The sequence below is a fragment of the Geovibrio ferrireducens genome (assembly GCF_026226615.1).
GTDB lineage: Bacteria > Chrysiogenota > Deferribacteres > Deferribacterales > Geovibrionaceae > Geovibrio > Geovibrio ferrireducens.
Map to the genome: position 1 here is coordinate 57549 of NZ_JAJAPB010000012.1, position 18407 is coordinate 75955.

Consider the following 18407-nt stretch of genomic DNA (forward strand, 5'->3'; position numbering starts at 1 on the left):
AGGTTTGATATATGGACAGAGCAACAGCATTGATCAGAGAAAAAATTAAGAAATGTGACGGCATATATGAAAAGCTCTCCGTTCTCAAGGGAGCATACACCGGAAAAACGGCGTACATTCTGACCTGCGGGCCCTCTTTCGGGAACTACACTGCTGATTACCTTCGCAAGAGGCTAAAAGACGAACTCGTTGTCTCTGTGAAGCAAACTTATGATACTGTTGGGGATATTGCTGATTTTCATTTGCTAAACTCATGGAATTATAAAAAATATGACTACGCAGAACCACGCCCAATTTTGCTGGCGGAAAAGCATCCTGTAGACCCGGAGACCCCTTTTTTATTACCTGATCTTCTTTTCCCCCTGATTAATGCTGGTAGCGATTTGCCTCTTGAAGAAAAACTCCAGAAGAGACTGTGCGTTGCACAGAATTTTGAAGACTACCTGTTTGAAAAAACAATAAACCGCCCTCTTGGTCCCGGAATTGTCTATGAATTGGGTTTTTATCTGGCTGTCCATTTGGGAGTCAGTAAAATCATCATTGCCGGCTGGGACATAGGTATACCTGATTCGCAGATAATGCCCCATTTCTACAAAGAGGGTGAACACCTGATGCTCAATAAACTGCCATCAAATTTACTGAGAAAAGGTAAGCTCGTGACTTTGCAGCCCGGCGGAAAGAGCATTGTCAGAGATCTGGAAGATTCGGATCTTAAACTGATAAATACTCCCGGTTTTTATGATGATGAAGTGGAGAAAATTGCGGCCTCAACATCAGCGATGTATAAATGGCTTCTTTCAAAGGGTATTGAGCTTGAAATAGTTTCAGACCGCTCCCTTGCTTCTGATGAAATTCCGAGAAGTTTGCTTTAATTATTCGGAGAGTGTTTTCTGATGACTGACAGCCCCTTTATTTCCGTTCTTATCAACAACTACAACTACGGTCGCTTCATCGCTCAGTGCGTGGAGAGCGTACTGAACCAGACTTACGGTAATTTTGAGCTTATAATTGTGGATGACGGTTCAAAAGATGATTCAGTAAGCGTGATAGATTCCTTCTCTGATCCGCGCATAATAAAGATATTCAAGGAAAACGGCGGGCAGGCCTCCGCCTTTAACGCAGGTTTTGAGGCATCAAGGGGCGATATAATCGCCTTCTTAGACAGTGATGACTGGTGGATGCCCCACAAGCTTGAGACAATTGTTAAATGGGACAGGCTGTTGGATGGCAATCATGCTTTCCTTCAGCATATGGTGGATGTATGGGAAGACGGAAAAGTTTCTCCGCTATACCCGACACTCTATTCGGGAAATATTCTTAATCATTATATAGAGAAAAGAGAACCTGTGCATTTTGTAGGTACATCAGGGCTATGTTTCAGAAGGGAGATTCTGAATAAGGTTATGCCTGTTCCGCAGCAGTTTAGAATCAGCGCAGATGGATTTCTCACCCGAACTTCTATTGTTTTCGGAAACGTCATCTCTATACCGGAATCTCTGGGCTATTACCGCAAGCATTCAAATGCCGTGTTCGGAAATACAGACCATAACAGAAATAGTTTCAGAGAAACTATTCTTTTTCCATCACTCAATGAGTTTTACAAAAAAGAGCGTATTGATTATCTATTTGGAGAGCAGATGCTCCCGAAAAGCACTGAGGCGGTATTTTTCCTCTCTATTCTGCGGCTCATGCTGAAACTCAGGCTGGATAAAATAACCGAAACCTACCATAGGATTGCAGTATTCGGTGCAGGGCGTCATACCGAGTGGATCTGTGATTTTCTTCAGGAATACAAAAAAGAGAATGTGACAGCAGTTCTGGATGATAATCCGGATCCTGTAAAAAGATTCTGGGGTATTCCTGCTGAAAAAGCTGAAAAATGGAACACATCTAACGCTGATGCAATAATCCTTTCGTCCGACTGTAAGCAGGATTTTTTTGCAAAAAGGTGTAAAGAACTGTATGGGGATGCTCTGCCGTTGATAGATTTATACGATGGTCTGCCCCAAGGGCCATACCCGAAATAAACTATGCCGGAGATTGTATGGCAGACAAATCGATTTTCAACATAAAAAAACTAAGCCTGCCCATCAGCAGTGACCTCCGTGCGTCTGCGGCTATAGTTCCCTTAATGGAGAAGCATTTCGGCAATAAAAAGGTCAGGATACTTGAAATAGGCGTTTTTAAGGCAGGCCTGACCAAGGTATTTGCTGAATCTTCTCTTAATATTGAAGCTTACGATGGTGTTGACCCGTATCTTGGCTCTAAGGATGATCCTTATACCGGTTTGTACTGGGGAAATGCTTTAGAGGCCGAGTCGGTATATAAAAAAGCAAAAGAATACTACGATAACCAAGGATTCAGTCTTCATAGAATGACTTCTTCCGAATATTTTGACAATTTTTTTGGCAAAATGGAATATGATATAATTTATGTTGATGGGGATCATAGTTTTGAGTATGCGCTTTATGATTTTGAAGAATTTGTTCATATGCTCACGGAAGGTGGTGTTTTCCTTATAGATAACTATGCAAGTGCCGGAACACCGGGAGTTACAAAAGCAGTAAATGAATTCATCCACAGTTACAGAGATGTGATTGAAAATATAGGCTATTATCTAAACGAGTTTCAGAATCCGGGCAAATATGTTCCGGTGTCACAGACGACAGTTTACTTAACTGTAAACAAGAATCTGCTTGAATCACAGAAACCCATAAGCTCCAAGCGCTATTATCTATCATCTTTTTTAAGGGAACTTGCCGTGAATCAAGGCATCAGACGCTTGGCGATATTTGGTGCCGGAAGACACACTGAATGGCTGGCAAGGCTCAGGACATCATCAGTGAGACCTGACATCGTCGCAGTGCTGGATGACAATCCTGACGAAACAAAAATGTTTTTCGGAAAAAAACCGATGAAGGCGGATCTTTTCAACCCTTCGGATGCTGATGCGATTCTGCTTTCAACAGATGTAAACCACACAGTATTCAGGGAAAGATGCATCAGACTTTACGGTGATGCACTGCCGCTGTTAAGTTTATACAATGATTTCCCTCTGCCTCAGAAGAAGCCTAAGCACCGTCCGGTGGAATACAGCGGTGAGAAAAACATTTCCCCCGTTTTGCCTTCCCTGACAGATTCATGCGCTGAAAGAATTATTTGGGCAGGTTTTTACAACAGATCATCAGATAAGAATAAATTTATGGAATCAGTTATAGTCCATTCGGACTCATCGCATTACTTATTGCTCAACTTAGCATTAAATTCTCCTGATATTGATTTGCCCAATGCTTTTGTTTTTAACGCACCTGAAACTGTGACAAAGTGCACTGAGCGAAGCTCAACGGTGGATCTTCCTGAAAACAGGAATATCAGGTATACTCTTGAAACCTATGCTGTACATCTTAAATATACACTCGAAGAGAACCACGACATCAGTTATGAACAGGCGCTTTCCGCTGTTGGGCAGATGTTCAGCTATACACTGAATATGCTGGAAAGCTATAAACCCGATATAGCAGTTATATGGAATGAGTTTCATCCTCTCTTCAAAGTAGTGAAACTGGCCTGTGATTTTACCGGTACAAAAACTGTCTATATGGAATTTGGCTGTCTGCCCGGAACTTTTCAGTTTGATATTCAGGGGCAGATGGGGGAAAGCTGGGTAGCCCTTAACACTGAGGCTTTCAACAGCCTGCATGTAGATGAGGCTGACTGCATAAAAGCAGTTAAGGCTGTTGAATGTATAAAGAACACTGAAATGAACCGTGCGAAGCAGCCAAAAAAAGGTAGGCTCGACAGGATGCTTGAAGGGATAGACCAAAAAATAGTTTTTGTCGCTGGTCATAATGATTACAGTTCCGGAATATTCCCTTATGACATAGCTGCGTCCACTTTCCATTCCCCGTTTTACCGCAGTTCAGCCCATCTGTTTGAAGATATGGCGCAAAGAGCGGAGTTGAACGGGTGGTTCATGGTATTTAAGCCACATCCTTATGCCAAAAGTCACCTGCCTGAGTCACTCAGGACTGAGCATTACATCATAGTTGATGATGTAAATGTGGAAGAATGTATTGATATTGCAGATGTCACGTTGACTGTTCTGTCGCAGATGTCATATATGGCGCTGACCAGAGGGAAGCCTGTGGTTATGACAGGCTATAACCAGCTTAGGGATAAGGGCTGCTGTTACGAGGCATTCAGGGCGGAAGATATTGACAGTGTCATTAACAGCGCCCTGATATACGGTTTTACAGATTTAATGAAGGAAAACTGGATAAAACATGCGGCCAGACTTCTGAAGTATTGCCTGTATTCTGATAATGAAGCATTATATGCTCTGCCCTCTGAAATATTTGCGAAGAGAATTCAGGCTCTTGCCCGGCATAAAATGACCGATATTGAAATCATTAAACAAGAAATATAACAGTACTTTGAGGCAATAAGAAAGGAGCCGATATAATGAATAGCTTCATCTTTGAAAATTCGCCGTTCCTGAAGTTGAATGTATATGTGTGATAAATCAATTTTTAATATAGAAGAACTCTGTTCTCCGTCAAAGCCTTCCGAAGGGGCACGGGCTCCGGCAGGAATAGTCTCAGTGATGGAGAAATACTTCAGAGGAAATGAAGTGCGAATATTGGAAATAGGCGTTTTTAAGGCAGGGTTGACAAAGCTTTTTGCCAGTTCTTCCCTCAATATAATCAGCTATGACGGTGTTGATCCCTATCTTGGTTCAGATGATGATCCGTACACCGGAGCATACTGGGATTCATCATCGGATGCTGATAAAATCTATTTATCTGCAAAGAAATACTACGACAGCAAAGGCTACAGCCTTCACCGGATGACTTCTGCCGAATATTTTGATTCAGCGTACAAAAGCAAAGAATACGACATCATATACGTGGACGGTGATCACCGGATGTATTATGCCATGCAGGATATGGAAGAATACATTCATCTGTTGGCAGAAAACGGGATTATGCTTGTGGATGATTATGGTAATGTGGATACTCCCGAAGTTACTCATGCGCTGAACAGGTTTATAGACAACCGCAGAGACGTAATAAAGGAAATAGGTTATTACATCAGCCCTTTTCAGAATGTTGGCAAATATATACCCGTTTCACAGACAACAGTTTACTTCACTGCGGATAAAGGCAGACTTAATAGCGGCTTTGTGTCCAAACGCTATAATGTTTCCGAAGCTCTGAAAAAGCTGGTGAATGAGGACGGGATAAAAAGGATAGCACTGTTCGGTGCCGGCAGACATACCGAATGGATGAATGATGTGTTTGGAAAACTGAATATGCCGTGTATTGCAGCGGTTTTGGACGATTATCCTGATAAAACGAAGAACTTCTGGGGGCTTACTCCGGTGAAGGCTTCTGAGTGGGACACCACACAGGCGGATGCTATAATTCTTTCGTCCGACTGCAAGCAGGAAATGATGCGTAAAAGATGCAGGGAACTTTTCGGGGATGCTCTGCCGTTGATAGATTTATACGAAGGTCTGCCAACAGGACCTTACCCGAAATGAAGTCGGAGAATGATAATGAGTAATTTCACCGCAGTCTATATAAACAAGCTGATTAAACTGCTCGATTCCGCCGATACAGAAGCGGTTAACAGAATTATTGAGCTTCTTGACGGGCTTGATCCCTTTGAGAACACTGTCTATTTCATGGGCAACGGAGGGAGCGCCGCCACGGCTTCCCATTTTGCAACGGATCTGGGGGTGGGGCTGAAGCTCAGGGGCATAAAAAATTTCAGTGTCATGTGCCTTTCCGATAATATCCCGGCGGTTACGGCTATTTCAAACGATGTGGGCTACGACAACATATTCTACGCCCAGCTAAAAAACCGCCTTAAAAAAGGGGATGTGCTGGTAGCCATCTCCGCCAGCGGCAATTCCCCGAACATAGTGAAGGCCGCCGAATACGCACGGAGTTTAGGAGCACGGATAATCGGCTGCACAGGGTTTGACGGCGGGAAATTAAGGGAACTGTCCGACATAAGCTTTCACGTGCAGACCGAAAAAGGGGAGTACGGCCTTGTGGAAGACATGCACATGATACTTGATCACATAATTTATTCCTACTTTGTGGCAACGAAGGAAGGGGCATCCACCAAGTACACTCTGGAGTAGTGATGATAAAAGCGGGCATGGCCGGATTCGGCAAAATGGGCAGAATAAGGGCGGCGGAGATAGCAAAAAACAGACAGATCACCCTTGCGGCCGTGTATGATATAGACAAAAATATCCTCCCTGCGGACGTGCACATCTGCGATGACTTCGACTGCCTTCTGGAACAGGATATAGACTCGGTTTTCATCTGCACCTACAACAACGTGACAGCGGAATACACCAAAAAGGCGCTGCTTGCCGGAAAGCATGTTTTCTGTGAAAAGCCCCCGGCGACAACCTACTCCGAACTGAAAGAGGTGGAGGAGGTTGCGAAGAGCTCCGGCCTCGTGCTGAAATACGGCTTTAACCACCGCTTCCACTACTCCGTTATAAAAGCAAAGGAGATAATAGATTCCGGCAGCTACGGGCGTATTCTCTGGATGCGCGGTGTTTACGGCAAGGCGGGCAGCATAGATTACGACAAAAACTGGCGCAACTACCGCAAGTACAGCGGCGGCGGAATCCTGATTGATCAGGGCATACACATGCTTGATCTGATGCTCCATTTCGCGGGGGAGCCGTTCACGAAGATAAACAGCTTTGTCACCAGCCTTTACTGGAAGGTGGAGGCGGAGGACAACGCATTTGCCATAATGCAGACCGATAAAAGCGTAACAGCCATGCTTCACTCCTCCGCAACCCAGTGGCGGCATAAATTCCTCCTTGAGATATGCCTTGAGGACGGTTTCGTGAATCTAGACGGCATTCTTTCCGCCACACGCAGCTATGCTCCTGAAAAACTTGTTACCGGGCGCAGGGAGTTTGAGGATGTCACCTTCGCCATGGGCAAGCCCAAAGAGGAGACCACATGGTTTGAGTATGACGATTCGTGGAAGCTTGAACTTGAGGACTTCATAAGTGCAGTCGCGGAGGGCGCTCCCCTTAAACACGGCAGCATAGATGAGGCGCTGGGCGTCATGGAGCTTGTGGACAGGATATACAGAAACTCCGGTGTGTGTGATGCCCACTGAGACAGGGGTTACAACCGTTGCTTTCAGCAAGTGCGAATATCTCCGCAGAAAAGCGGAGGAGATGTTCGGTGGGGTGATATTCAACCCCTTCGGGCGCAGACTGACGTTTGAAGAACTGACAGAGATTTACAGAGACTGTACGGCGCTGATCGTCGGTCTGGACAAAATAGACGGAAAAACGCTCAAGGCACTGCCGAAACTTAAGGCTGTTGCCAAGTACGGTGTGGGGCTTGATAATATAGACCTTGCCGCATGCGCAGAACGAGGTGTGCAGGTTTTCGGCGCGGAGGGAGTAAACAGACGTTCCGTGGCGGAGCTTGTGCTTGGGTTCATGCTGGGGCATATGCGCAATATTTTTGCCTCATCCCTGAGAATGCGCGGCGGAGATTGGGTAAAAAACGGCGGGTGTGAGCTCTCCGGCAAAACAGTGGGGATAATAGGCACGGGAAACATCGGGCGTGAAGTCGTGATGCTGCTTAAGCCTTTCGGGTGCAGGATTCTCTGCAATGACATACTCCCGATTGATGACTTCTGTGCGGCAAACGGCGCACTGCCAGCCTCAAAGGAGGAGATTTTCCGCAGTGCGGATGTCGTCTCCCTCCATGTGCCGCTGACGGCGGAAACAAGGAATATGATAAATGAACAGGCGCTGAGACTGATGAAGCCCTCTGCACTTCTTATAAACACTTCCCGCGGCGGCGTGGTTGACACGGATGCTGTGAAGACAGCGTTGAAAGAAAACCGCCTCGGCGGAGCCTGTTTTGATGTTTACGATACAGAGCCGTTTTATGATGTGGAGCTCTGCGGCATGGAAAACGTGGTCTGCACGCCGCACATAGGCGGCAACTCCGAAGAGGCTGTGAGGGCAATGGGCGAAGCGGCGCTGAGAGCCCTCAGCGGGTGCAGAGGTGTTTGACGAAAGGCGTGCCGGAAGCTTCATACGCAGCGCAGGCAGGGAAGCTCTGACTGCGGGGAGCGAATGCCTGTCCGATTCGGGCAGGGATATAAAGCTTAACACAGATACGGAGCTCCATGAAAAACTGAGCATGTTCCTCACGGATTTCACCGGGCTTCCCGTCCTCTCCGAAGAGGGGGAGCAGCCTGATTATACATCGGTGCAGGGGTCATTCTGGATACTCGATCCGCTGGACGGATCATATAATTTTCACCGAGGGCTGCCCCATGCGGCTGTGTCGGTTTCACTGTGGAAAAGCTGTGTGCCGCAGGTGTCGTATGTGTATGACATTTTCAGGGATACGCTGTATTATGCCGGAACAGGGGGCGGATGCTTCGCAGACGGCGAGAAGATACAGTGCAGTGACGCTGATTCTGCGGAAAAGGCCGCTGTTGCTTCCGGATTCTCTGTGTACAGAGATTATTCAGATGAAGAAATGCTGAAAGACATAGTGTTCTTAAAGCGGTTTAAAAAGGTAAGATTCATAGGCAGTGCGGCGCTTTCCCTCGCTTACGTGGCGGAAGGCAGGCTGGACGCTTATTTTGAGACAGATATAGGCATATGGGATGTGGCGGCCGGGCTCGGTCTGGTTAAGGCCGCAGGCGGAACCTACAGGATTGAGAAAGGGAGCGCCCCGAACAGAGTTACGGTTTTTGCTCACAACGGAAGGCTTGATTTATGAAAGTAATCTGTATGATACCCGCAAGGCTCGGCAGCCAGAGACTGAAACAGAAAAATCTGCGCACCTTAAACGGTGTGCCGCTGTTTGCTCTTGCAGTGCGCAAGGCTCTTTCCGCAGGGGTATTTGATGAGGTGTGGGCAAACACGGAGAGTGATGAACTCGGCAGGCTTGCCCTGAGTGAGGGGGCGCAGTTTCACAAAAGGCCTGAGAAACTGGCGGACAATACCGCCACCAGCGAGGACTTTGTTTATGAATTTTTCTCCCGCCACGAGTGTGATTACGTTGTGCAGCTTCATTCCATAGCCCCTCTTCTCTCCGTTGAGGAGATAAAAGGATTCACGGAGCTTCTCACTGAAAGCGGATGCGATACTCTGCTGAGTGTGGAGGAGATCATTCTGGAGTGCCTGTTTGACGGCAGTCCGGTTAATTTTACATTTGCAAGAAAGGAAAACTCGCAGGACCTTAAACCCGTGGAGAAAATAGCGTGGAGCATAACAGGCTGGAAACGGGAAACATATATGAAAGCATACGAAAGCGGAGGCTGCGGAACCTATTCCGGCGATGTGAAAAGCTTTCCGCTGAAAAAATACTCCGCACACGTTATAAAAACCGAGGAAGATCTGAGAATAGCCGAAACCCTGTACTCTCTCACGGAAGGGATAAATGGCTGAGTACGCCGTTTTCGGAACAGGCAGAGCCGCGGAAAACGCTCTTAAATGGGCGAAGGGAGCCGGGTATAAGGTTACCTGCATTGTTGATGATTTCGCCGAAGGTGAGTTCAGAGGGATAAAGACAGCAGGCTGGGCTGAGTTCCTGAAAACCCAGAACCGCTTTTCCGCACTGATCACCGGACGAGGGCAGAAAGGGAATATCCACAGCCGCACAGGGGTCTTCATCCCCGTGATAACAGCGCCTATGGCAGAGCTCCCCGCAGGTTTTGACCCCGCCGCAAACACAGGGCGGCTTCTCTCGTTCAGAAACGCCCACAAAGGGGAGAGATGCTTCATAGTGGGCAACGGACCCGGCCTGACTGCCGGAGCCCTTGATATGATCCGAAGTGAAATATGCTTCGCCTCCAATAAAATATATCTCATTTACGAACAGACAGAATGGAGACCGTCCTACTACTTTGTTGAGGATTATCTCGTGGCGGAGAACTGCTGTGATGTGATAAACTCATTAAAATGCAGTAAGTTTTTTGAATACGGCGTTGCGGATAAGCTTGAAGCTGACGGCAGTACGTGCTTTTACGGATATACCGACCTGCCGTTTTCCCATGACATAATTCACGGAGTGGCCGGCGGGAGCAGTGTTACCGCTTCCCAGCTGCAGTTTGCAAAGTATATGGGATTTAAGGAAGTTTATTTTATCGGGATGGATTTCAGTTTCAGTGTTCCCGCCGGATGCAAAGGCGGTGTCATAGAAAGCGCGGGTGAGTGCAACCATTTTCATCCTGCCTACCGGAAAAAAGGGGAGAAGTGGACTTATCCCGATCTCGAAAAGCAGAAGGCATTTTTCGACTATGTGAGAGAGAATATAACAGAAGATGATTTCAGGGTTTTCAACGCATCAGCAAGGACTATGCTGGATTCGTTCCCGAAAATTTCCCTGAATGAACTGCTTAAGGATATATAATGAGCGGCAGACCGTTTATTTCCGTTATTCTGAATAACTACAACTATGGCAGATATATTGAGGATGCTGTGCGCTCCGTTCTGGGACAGACATTCAGGGACTTTGAGCTTATCATTGTCGATGACGGTTCGGTGGATGATTCCCGCGCGGCAGCGGAAAGACTTGCGGCGGAGGATTCCCGCATATCGCTGGTGTTCAAGGAAAACGGCGGTCAGGCATCCGCATTTAACGCAGGCGTGAACGCCTCATGCGGCGAGGTGCTGTGCTTTCTGGACAGTGATGACATGTACACGTCCGATAAGCTTGAGGAAACTGCAAAGGCTCACAGAGAAGGCGCGGAATATATATACACCGACCATCAGGCGGCGGATGCGCAGGGCAGACCTGTGGAGGACAGCCTCAAGCGGTATCCCTACTGCGGCTGGAACATATTCCCGGTCTTTTATCTGTCAAAATATCCGGGAAATGTCACCTCCACCCTTTCTGTGTCGAGGAAACTGGCAGAAAAAATCTTCCCGGTGAATGAGGCTGACTGGCGCATTCAGGCGGACGACACCATAGTTTTTCAGGCGGCTTTTCTCGCCAAGTCGTTGTATATTAATAAAAAACTTACGCTGTACCGTCTGCACGGCGGCAACGGCTACTACGGTAAAAAACATTCCGAGGACTTCAAGTATACGCTTCTGCGCAAGCGGAACACTCTCAAGGATGAGGCGCTGAAAAAGGCGGGAATAAGCGGGACTTTTCTTAACAACGGCTGGAACCTTCTGTCCGAATTCCGCACCCATGAGCACATGGATAAGGGACTTCTGGAGCTCTACCGCCACATACTCTGGTACTGCATGGATATGCCTCTTCTCGGTAAAATAAAGACCGACAAAGAGCTTAAGCACATATTCAGGAGCCATGTGAGGTGAGGAGATATTCTGTTACAAGAGAACGGACTCTCACAAAGCGGGGTGTGGTCTGGCTGGGGCAGACATGCAATCTCAAATGCCATTTCTGCTATTTTATAAATAAAATCAGTGATAAAACTCATCCTGAAAACAGATTTATGAGCTACGACAAGGCTCTGCGTATATGCCGCACTCTGAGAGAGGTTTACGGCAACACTGCTGTGGACATTCAAGGCGGTGAGCCGACAATCTACCCTGAAATATTTGATCTTGTTAAAGAATGCTCTTCCATGGGGCTTGCTCCGTCCCTTATCACAAACGGAATCAGGCTTGCGTCAAAAGCCGAGTGCGGGAGATACAGGGATGCCGGCATAAATGATTTTCTGATCAGCGTCCACGGATTAGGGAATGCCTATGACGAGGCAGTAGGCGTGAAAGGGAGCAGCAAAAAGCAGCTTAAAGCTATTGAAAACCTCAATGAGGCAGGCATACCCTTCCGTTTTAACTGTACCCTTACAAAAACCGCTGTGGCGGATTTGAAAGGCATAACAGAGCTGGCTCTTTCATCCGGAGCATCGGTAGTGAACTTCATAGCCTTTAACCCGTTTTCTGATCAGATGGAGGAGGGAAGGAGAAGCAGCGGAAATGTCCCCTCTTACAGTATGCTTAAGCCGATTCTGGCTGAAGCTGCTGACCGCCTTGAAACCGGAGGAATTGAGGTTAATGTGCGCTACCTACCTATGTGTACGGCGGAGCGGAGACATCTTAAAAACTTTTACAACTTCCAGCAGTTAAGCTATGATCATCATGAATGGGACTTCAACTCATGGACATGGACAACAAGGATGAACCAGAAGTCGGACAGCCCTGAGCTTGATACGCCTATCCCCATACTGCTGTACGGCATAGATGAATACAACGGTATTTCCTTCGGTAAAACCTCCGTGCACGGTACAAGGGAGCATTATCTTAAGGATATTGACCTCTACACCCACCTGCTGAAGCTTTTCAGCGCTGATATTCCGAGAGATGTTCTTTACAGACAGAATGCCAGACTGAGAGGAGAGAAGCACAAGGAATACATTTTTCCCGAAGAATGCGCCGGATGCTCGCTCCGAAGAATATGCGACGGCTTCCACTGTGACTACGCATCCATATACGGCGTTTCGGAGGCGAAGGCGTGGAAGCTTGGTGAAGACATAGACGATCCCGGACATTTTATAAAAGAGCAGGAGAAAATAATTGGTTGAGAAAACGTTAGCCGCAGTTCAGGCGCATACGGATGAAAAGCTTTCTATCGGCAGCGCAAAAATGCCGCTGGTCTCAGTTATCATCACCAGCTTTAACTATGAAAAATACCTGCGGGAATGTGTGGATTCATGCCTTAATCAGGACTATCCGCATATTCAGCTTATCATAACTGACGACTGCTCAACAGACGGCAGCAGGCGGATAATAGAGGAATATTCTGACAGAGCGGATATAGTTCAGCACCATGAGAACAAAGGGCAGCTCGCCGCCTTTTTCTCCGGGCTTGAGAGAGCAAAGGGAGAGTTTACCGTATTTGTTGATGCGGATGATTTTCTGGACAGTGACGCGGTTTCCGCTCATATATACCTTCATCTGTTCCGCAGACCGTCGGCGGGCTTTACCTGTCTCCGTAACAGGCAGGTTTCGGAAAGCTCAGCGGTTATCAGCGATTTCCACTCGGATTTCATCGCTCCGGAGGAGATAACCAGTCTTTCGCCCAGAGTTATCCATACACCCACATGGAGCTGGAGCACCACCAGCGCCATGATGTTCAGGACGGATCTGCTCCGCCTGATAAAAACGGAGAATACGGACGCTTTCCGTGTCTGTGCTGATTATTATATCGCCCATTTCGCAAACCTTTTAGGCGGAAGCATCCTCTTTGACAGGGCAAAGGTAAACTATAGACGCCACGGCAAAAACCTGTTTTCCAAGAATTTTGTAATAGGCGGAGACCGGCCGACCGGCAGCCTCAATCACCACGGGCATATGCCGCATGAGATTTTGCAGAAAGAGATAGTGACTAAGATGATAGAAAAGCGGGCGGAGTTTGAGCCCTATTACGCTTCCGAAAGCGCATATGCCGAGGCGGTTCTTTTTGCCGCCCCTATTAAACTTATAGAGGAGTTTTTGCCGTGCCCGCCGGAGCTTCTCAATCTTCTGAAAGCCGCTGAACCCGCAGTCATAAGGATAAGGGACGAACAGATACGCCTTAAGAAAGCGGCACGTGAAATGCTTGAGGAAGAGATGAACGCCCTTTCCGCAGAAAAAATAAAGAACGGGCTGAAAAAGCGCCTTGGGATATAAATGAATTACAGAATAGAAGACATTTCATACACTCTGACGGAATACTGCCCCGGCCCCTGCCGCTACTGCTCCATATGGCGGCTTGAGGACAAAAGGGACAAGGAACTCACCCGCAGTGAGCTTGATTCGGTTTTTTCATCAAAGTACATGGATCTCAAAAAAGTGCACATAACAGGCGGTGAGCCGCACCTTACGGATACTTATTTCCGTGCGGTTGACTCCCTTTATGCCCACCATAAGGATGTGGTGATCGATTCTCCGGTCACAGGCTGGTTCCCCGACCGCCATGAGGAGATAGCAGAATATGTTCTCCGCCATGTTCCCATATACCGGCTTGATATTTCCATGGACGGTGATGAGGAGACAAATGCGCGCATACGCCTCCATAAGGACGGCTTTGCCAAATCTGTTGAGACTCTGGAACGCCTCAGCAGGATAAAAGGCGTTGCTCTCAGGATTCAGTTTACGATCTATAAAGAGAACTATCATCTCATAGAGTGGGTGTACAACTTTGCGAAAAAGCTCGGTGTCGGACTTTACATAGGCTACGGGCGCTTTAACCCGGAGAGATACAGAAACTGCACGGACAACCTCACGAAGAAGGAGCTGAACCGCGAAAGCTTCATCTGGACTGATGAGGAACTGGCCGAAATCGACCGCCAGCTTGTGGCTATAGGCTACGACAAGGGGCGCTACGCCAGCAAATATTTCCTTCAGAAAGCCTTTTTTGAGGGCAGAAGGGTTGACTTCAACTGCTATATGGGCTCCAGAAATATAGATATAGACCCCTACGGAAACATTTATCCCTGCCTGCTCTGGATGAAAAAGCTCCACATGGGCAATCTCAGGGAGACGGGTTCGCTGGATGCTCTCCTTGAATCTGAAAAAGCTGTGGAAGTTCTGCATCTTATCAGGAACAAGGCCTGCCATTCAGACTGTCTGTACACCTGCGCCAACAAGATGGAGGTTATCAAGCCGCACATCCCCGCAGTGGGCATGATTAAATATTCCGGCAAATTCGGCTACATTTTCAGCGAGAAGGATGTAATCCCTCTTCGTCCGTGGTGGTATGACGAATATGTCCAAAAGGGGATAATATGATCTGGTTTGACCTCATAACCCCGAAAAGCGTCCTCTTTTTCAAGCCGATTATAGACGGCATAAAAGCCAAGGGGAGAGATGTTCTCATCACCACCCGTCAGGGAGAGGGATATTCCGAGATTGTGGAGCTTCTCAAGCTTTATAAAATGGAGTATGTGGACAGAGGCGTTTTCGGCGGGGAAAGGCTGGCGGACAAGCTTTCTGCCTCTATCGAACGCCAGAAGGCACTCATGGAGTACGTATCCATCTACAGGGCCAGCAAGCTGATCTGCCTTTGCAGTGTGGATGCCAACAGGGTGGCTTTCGGGCTGGGCATACCTATTATAAATTTTTATGATATTCCCCTTTCAGATCACTCGGCAAACTTCAAGAAGGCTCTTCCGCAGGCAAGGCTCACCCTTCCGCTGTCAGAGAAGGTGTTTAAGCCGTTTGTCGTGCCGGATGATATTTTCGTGCGCTTCTCTCTGGAACCGGAGCAGATATACGAATACAACTTTATAGACCCGCTTATCTGGCTTAAGGATTTCAGGGCGGATTTTGAGTACGTCAGGGCAATATTCTCCAAGTACGGCATAGACCCTGAGAAGCCCTACATAGTGGTGCGTGAGGAAGAGTATAAATCAAGCTATGTCAGCAGGAAATATCCCTTTCTTTATGAAGGTATTATGGAAGTTAAAAGGATCACGGGCGCAAATGTGATCTTTATCCCCAGATATGAGAGCGACCACCTGAAAAAAGAATTTCCCGATGCCTACGTGATAGAGGAGAAGATTATTATCCAGCACCTTCTTGCTTTCGCAGGGCTTTTCATAGGGGGCGGCGGCACACTGAACACAGAGGCATGCTACTTCGGCACACCTGCAATATCCACCAGAAGCTTCATCAGCCACTATGATAAATACCAGATAGATCAGGGGCTAATGGTTTGGGCAAACAACAGGGAGGAGCTTGTCAGGCTTTCGGGTGAACTCTTCGGAAAAAGGCAGGATGAAAAAGCGGCGGCAGTATTCTCAGGTATGAGCGTTAATCTTGATTATATGACGGATATTATAATCCACGGCAGCCACGCACCGAACCACCCGATAAATATGTTTGAAAGCCCGGATTAGCAGATAGTTCAGAAAAACCTGCGTCCATGCAGTTTTTCTTCACTCGCAGCCTGCGCGGTAAAACCGCTTGCTGCTCTGGCTTCGTTTGCGTTCCTCGCTTCTGCTGCGGTACGCGCTCCGCGGGCAAATCCATGTGCCTTCTGATAGTTCAGAAACGGTACATCCTGTCCGTTTCTTCACACGCTCGCAGACGGGTAAACCGTCCTTCGCTTCGCACGGCGCAACTCCCTCCATGGAGTTGTATATCTTCCGTTCTTCGCTTCCGCTTTGAGGATTTTTGTCATTGCGAACGAAGTGAAGCAATCTCATCCCTTGGCAATGTCTTGTCCGGCAAGGGGCTAATCCCCGGCGGCGGGTGATTCGTGCAGTATAATTTCCTTATTCTTTTCAATAAAGTAGCGCATTGTCCACCCGTTGGGGAAGAGGATGACAAGCCTGCCCTTATCGTCCTTGCCGTATGCGCAGTCGTATGGAACAGCCTTCTTAAGCTCATCAACGGAGACGGAAGGGTCAACCCAGCGCAGAACCGTCCACGGTTTTGAAACCAGAACCGCATCCACTCCGTATTCATCCTTCATCCTGTACTGGAGAACCTCAAACTGAAGAGGTCCCACAGCTCCCAGAAGCGGTGTGGCGCTTGTGGAGCCCGCAAGTTCAAAGGACTGAACAAGGTCTTCCGCCAGAAGGTGGTCTATGCCTTTTCTGAAAGCCTTGTAGTTTGATACAGTGTTGCTCTCCATGTAAGCGAATACTTCGGGAGCGAAACGGGGTATCTCGTTGTAGACAATCTTCGGGTCTGTGGTGAGGGTATCACCTATTCTCAGATCGGCATTCGTGATAAAGCCAATGATGTCCCCCGCATAGGCCTCTTCCTTAATCTCCCTCTCCTGCCCGAAAACGCTCTGCGAGTTGGAGAGGCGCACCTCACGCCCGGTGCGGGTGTTGTAGGCGGTCATGTCCCTCGTAAATTTACCGGAGCAGGCGCGTATGAACACTATCCTGTCACGGTGCTTGGGGTTCATGTTGGTCTGAATCTTAAAGACAAAGCCTGTAAAGCCCGGCTTGTCCAGCGGAACCGGAGCGCCGTTGGCATTTCTGGGTACAGGTTCGCCGGAATATTCAAGGAAGCCTTTCAGGAGAAGCTCCACACCGAAGTTGTTGGCTGCACTCCCGAAGAAAACGGGTGTCGTTTTGCCGGAGAGTACCTCATCCATATTAAGCCCGTTGTGCGCAAACTCAAGCATATCAAGCTCTTCGGCTATCTCATCATATGCCTTTTCGCTGAGTTTCTCCTTTACGCTGTCATCCGAAAAGTCGTGCACGGATACCGGAGCCTTATACGCGCCTCCGGGAACCTTTTCAAAAAGGTGAACCTGTTTTTTTACACGGTCATAAACCCCTTTGAAGAAGGGGCCGCTCTCCAGAGGCCAGTTGACGGGAAATGTCTGTATATTAAGTTCTTTCTCAACCTGATCAATAAGTTCAAGGGGGGATTTCGCCGGTCTGTCCAGCTTGTTCATGAAGGTGAAAATAGGCACGCCTCGTTTTCTGCATACTTCAAAAAGCTTGAGGGTTTGATTTTCGATCCCCTTTCCTGCGTCTATCACCATTATGGCGGCATCAACCGCCAGCAGAACGCGGTATGTGTCTTCCGAGAAGTCTTTGTGACCGGGGGTGTCCAGAAGGTTGAACTGGTAGCCGTTATACTCAAACTGAAGAACGGTGGATGAAATGGATATTCCGCGCTTTTTCTCAAGCTCCATCCAGTCGGACGATGTTTCACGCTGCTTTTTCTTCGCCGTAACCGATCCGGCGAGATCCAATGCACCGCCGTAAAGCAAAAGCTTTTCAGTGAGAGTGGTTTTACCCGCATCAGGGTGGGATATTATGGCGAATGTCCGTCTTTTTGATATTTCGTTCTTCATGTTTGTACTCACGGCAAATGTTCCCCGGTATAGTTTTTAAGCCGGAAATGATAACCCGAATGCTTGTTTATGTAAATATATTCCGTTCATAAAATTATAATTTGCTATGTAGTTCATATTTAACATTAAGTTTAGTAATATTTGACATTTATTATCAGCGATTCATTGTGCCTTGATATAAATTATTGTTAACATGGTAATTATTCACCAGTAATTTACCCAGTTGCTACCTGTTTTTTTACTGGTTATTCACTATTACTGCATCGTCCAAAATGTTTATTCTAATTAAAACATCATTTAAGGGTGTTAAATTTATTCAAATTTCTGGAGGAAGTATGCGCTATCTGTCGATTATGTGCATTTTCTTTTGTTTTTTATTGTCAATTTCGGCAATGAAGGCACAAGCATTTGAGAACGGCGCTTCGAACACGCCGGACAGCTGGACGCAGCAGGTCTCTCCCGGACAGTTTAAGGAGAGCCATGAGGGTATAGGCATCACAGATGATACCAAGATATACCTTACGCTGACGTCCCGCTACAGACTGCGTACGAACGACTACGCAGACGATCAGGACTTCTATCAGTATCTTCGTGTCCACACGGACG

Annotated in this window: 17 protein-coding genes and 1 pseudogene; 16 read left to right on the forward strand and 2 right to left on the reverse strand. The window is 47.4% G+C overall.

Going from position 1 to position 18407, the window contains the following annotated elements; all coding sequences use genetic code 11:
- Positions 1-11 precede the first annotated feature (11 nt).
- From OSQ85_RS11550 to OSQ85_RS11620, 15 genes are all read left to right on the forward strand, one after another.
- Positions 12-872: a hypothetical protein gene (locus OSQ85_RS11550; protein ID WP_265823257.1), complete on the forward strand. Its 861-nt coding sequence runs from the start codon at positions 12-14 to the stop codon at positions 870-872.
- A 21-nt stretch (positions 873-893) separates the two neighbouring features.
- Complete coding sequence (locus tag OSQ85_RS11555) at positions 894-2027, forward strand: glycosyltransferase family 2 protein (protein WP_265823259.1); 1134 nt, start codon at positions 894-896, stop codon at positions 2025-2027.
- 17 nt (positions 2028-2044) lie between these two features.
- Positions 2045-4426, forward strand: a complete 2382-nt coding sequence (locus OSQ85_RS11560) for a class I SAM-dependent methyltransferase (RefSeq protein WP_265823261.1) — start codon at positions 2045-2047, stop codon at positions 4424-4426.
- Between the two features lie 204 nt (positions 4427-4630).
- The gene (locus OSQ85_RS11565) at positions 4631-5542 is read left to right on the forward strand and encodes a class I SAM-dependent methyltransferase (RefSeq protein ID WP_265823263.1); all 912 of its coding nucleotides are present in this window, start codon (positions 4631-4633) and stop codon (positions 5540-5542) included.
- 15 nt (positions 5543-5557) lie between these two features.
- Positions 5558-6151 carry a D-sedoheptulose-7-phosphate isomerase gene (locus OSQ85_RS11570; protein WP_265823265.1) on the forward strand — a complete coding sequence of 198 codons (594 nt, stop codon included), beginning with the start codon at positions 5558-5560 and terminating at the stop codon, positions 6149-6151.
- Between the two features lie 2 nt (positions 6152-6153).
- Positions 6154-7161, forward strand: coding sequence for a Gfo/Idh/MocA family protein (locus OSQ85_RS11575; protein ID WP_265823266.1), 1008 nt, complete (start codon positions 6154-6156; stop codon positions 7159-7161).
- Entirely contained in the window at positions 7151-8077 is a 927-nt protein-coding gene (locus OSQ85_RS11580; RefSeq protein WP_265823268.1) for a phosphoglycerate dehydrogenase, read from the forward strand. The genes OSQ85_RS11575 and OSQ85_RS11580 overlap by 11 nt, the downstream gene beginning before the upstream one ends.
- Complete coding sequence (locus OSQ85_RS11585) at positions 8070-8798, forward strand: inositol monophosphatase family protein (RefSeq protein ID WP_265823270.1); 729 nt, start codon at positions 8070-8072, stop codon at positions 8796-8798. The genes OSQ85_RS11580 and OSQ85_RS11585 overlap by 8 nt, the downstream gene beginning before the upstream one ends.
- Complete coding sequence (locus OSQ85_RS11590) at positions 8795-9469, forward strand: acylneuraminate cytidylyltransferase family protein (protein WP_265823271.1); 675 nt, start codon at positions 8795-8797, stop codon at positions 9467-9469. The genes OSQ85_RS11585 and OSQ85_RS11590 overlap by 4 nt, the downstream gene beginning before the upstream one ends.
- Positions 9462-10433, forward strand: a complete 972-nt coding sequence (locus OSQ85_RS11595) for a 6-hydroxymethylpterin diphosphokinase MptE-like protein (RefSeq protein ID WP_265823273.1) — start codon at positions 9462-9464, stop codon at positions 10431-10433. The genes OSQ85_RS11590 and OSQ85_RS11595 overlap by 8 nt, the downstream gene beginning before the upstream one ends.
- A complete protein-coding gene (locus OSQ85_RS11600; protein WP_265823275.1) occupies positions 10433-11350 on the forward strand; it encodes a glycosyltransferase family 2 protein in 918 nt (305 codons plus the stop codon). Before OSQ85_RS11595 ends, OSQ85_RS11600 begins: the two co-directional genes overlap by 1 nt.
- Complete coding sequence (locus OSQ85_RS11605) at positions 11347-12579, forward strand: radical SAM protein (protein WP_265823276.1); 1233 nt, start codon at positions 11347-11349, stop codon at positions 12577-12579. The genes OSQ85_RS11600 and OSQ85_RS11605 overlap by 4 nt, the downstream gene beginning before the upstream one ends.
- The gene (locus OSQ85_RS11610) at positions 12572-13666 is read left to right on the forward strand and encodes a glycosyltransferase family 2 protein (protein ID WP_265823278.1); all 1095 of its coding nucleotides are present in this window, start codon (positions 12572-12574) and stop codon (positions 13664-13666) included. The genes OSQ85_RS11605 and OSQ85_RS11610 overlap by 8 nt, the downstream gene beginning before the upstream one ends.
- Positions 13667-14767, forward strand: coding sequence for a radical SAM protein (locus OSQ85_RS11615; RefSeq protein WP_265823280.1), 1101 nt, complete (start codon positions 13667-13669; stop codon positions 14765-14767). It abuts the gene before it with no gap.
- Positions 14764-15876 carry a DUF354 domain-containing protein gene (locus tag OSQ85_RS11620; RefSeq protein WP_265823281.1) on the forward strand — a complete coding sequence of 371 codons (1113 nt, stop codon included), beginning with the start codon at positions 14764-14766 and terminating at the stop codon, positions 15874-15876. The genes OSQ85_RS11615 and OSQ85_RS11620 overlap by 4 nt, the downstream gene beginning before the upstream one ends.
- 39 nt (positions 15877-15915) lie before the next feature.
- Here OSQ85_RS11620 and OSQ85_RS11625 read toward each other — a convergent pair whose 3' ends face one another.
- Both OSQ85_RS11625 and OSQ85_RS11630 read right to left on the reverse strand, forming a co-directional pair.
- A complete protein-coding gene (locus OSQ85_RS11625) occupies positions 15916-16179 on the reverse strand; it encodes a hypothetical protein (protein ID WP_265823283.1) in 264 nt (87 codons plus the stop codon).
- A 35-nt stretch (positions 16180-16214) separates the two neighbouring features.
- Positions 16215-17801, reverse strand: coding sequence for a peptide chain release factor 3 (locus OSQ85_RS11630; RefSeq protein ID WP_265823285.1), 1587 nt, complete (start codon positions 17799-17801; stop codon positions 16215-16217).
- A gap of 335 nt (positions 17802-18136) precedes the next feature.
- On the opposite strand from OSQ85_RS11630, the pseudogene OSQ85_RS11635 reads away from it, so the two are divergent.
- Positions 18137-18407: pseudogene (locus tag OSQ85_RS11635) on the forward strand (hypothetical protein); the annotation flags it as partial.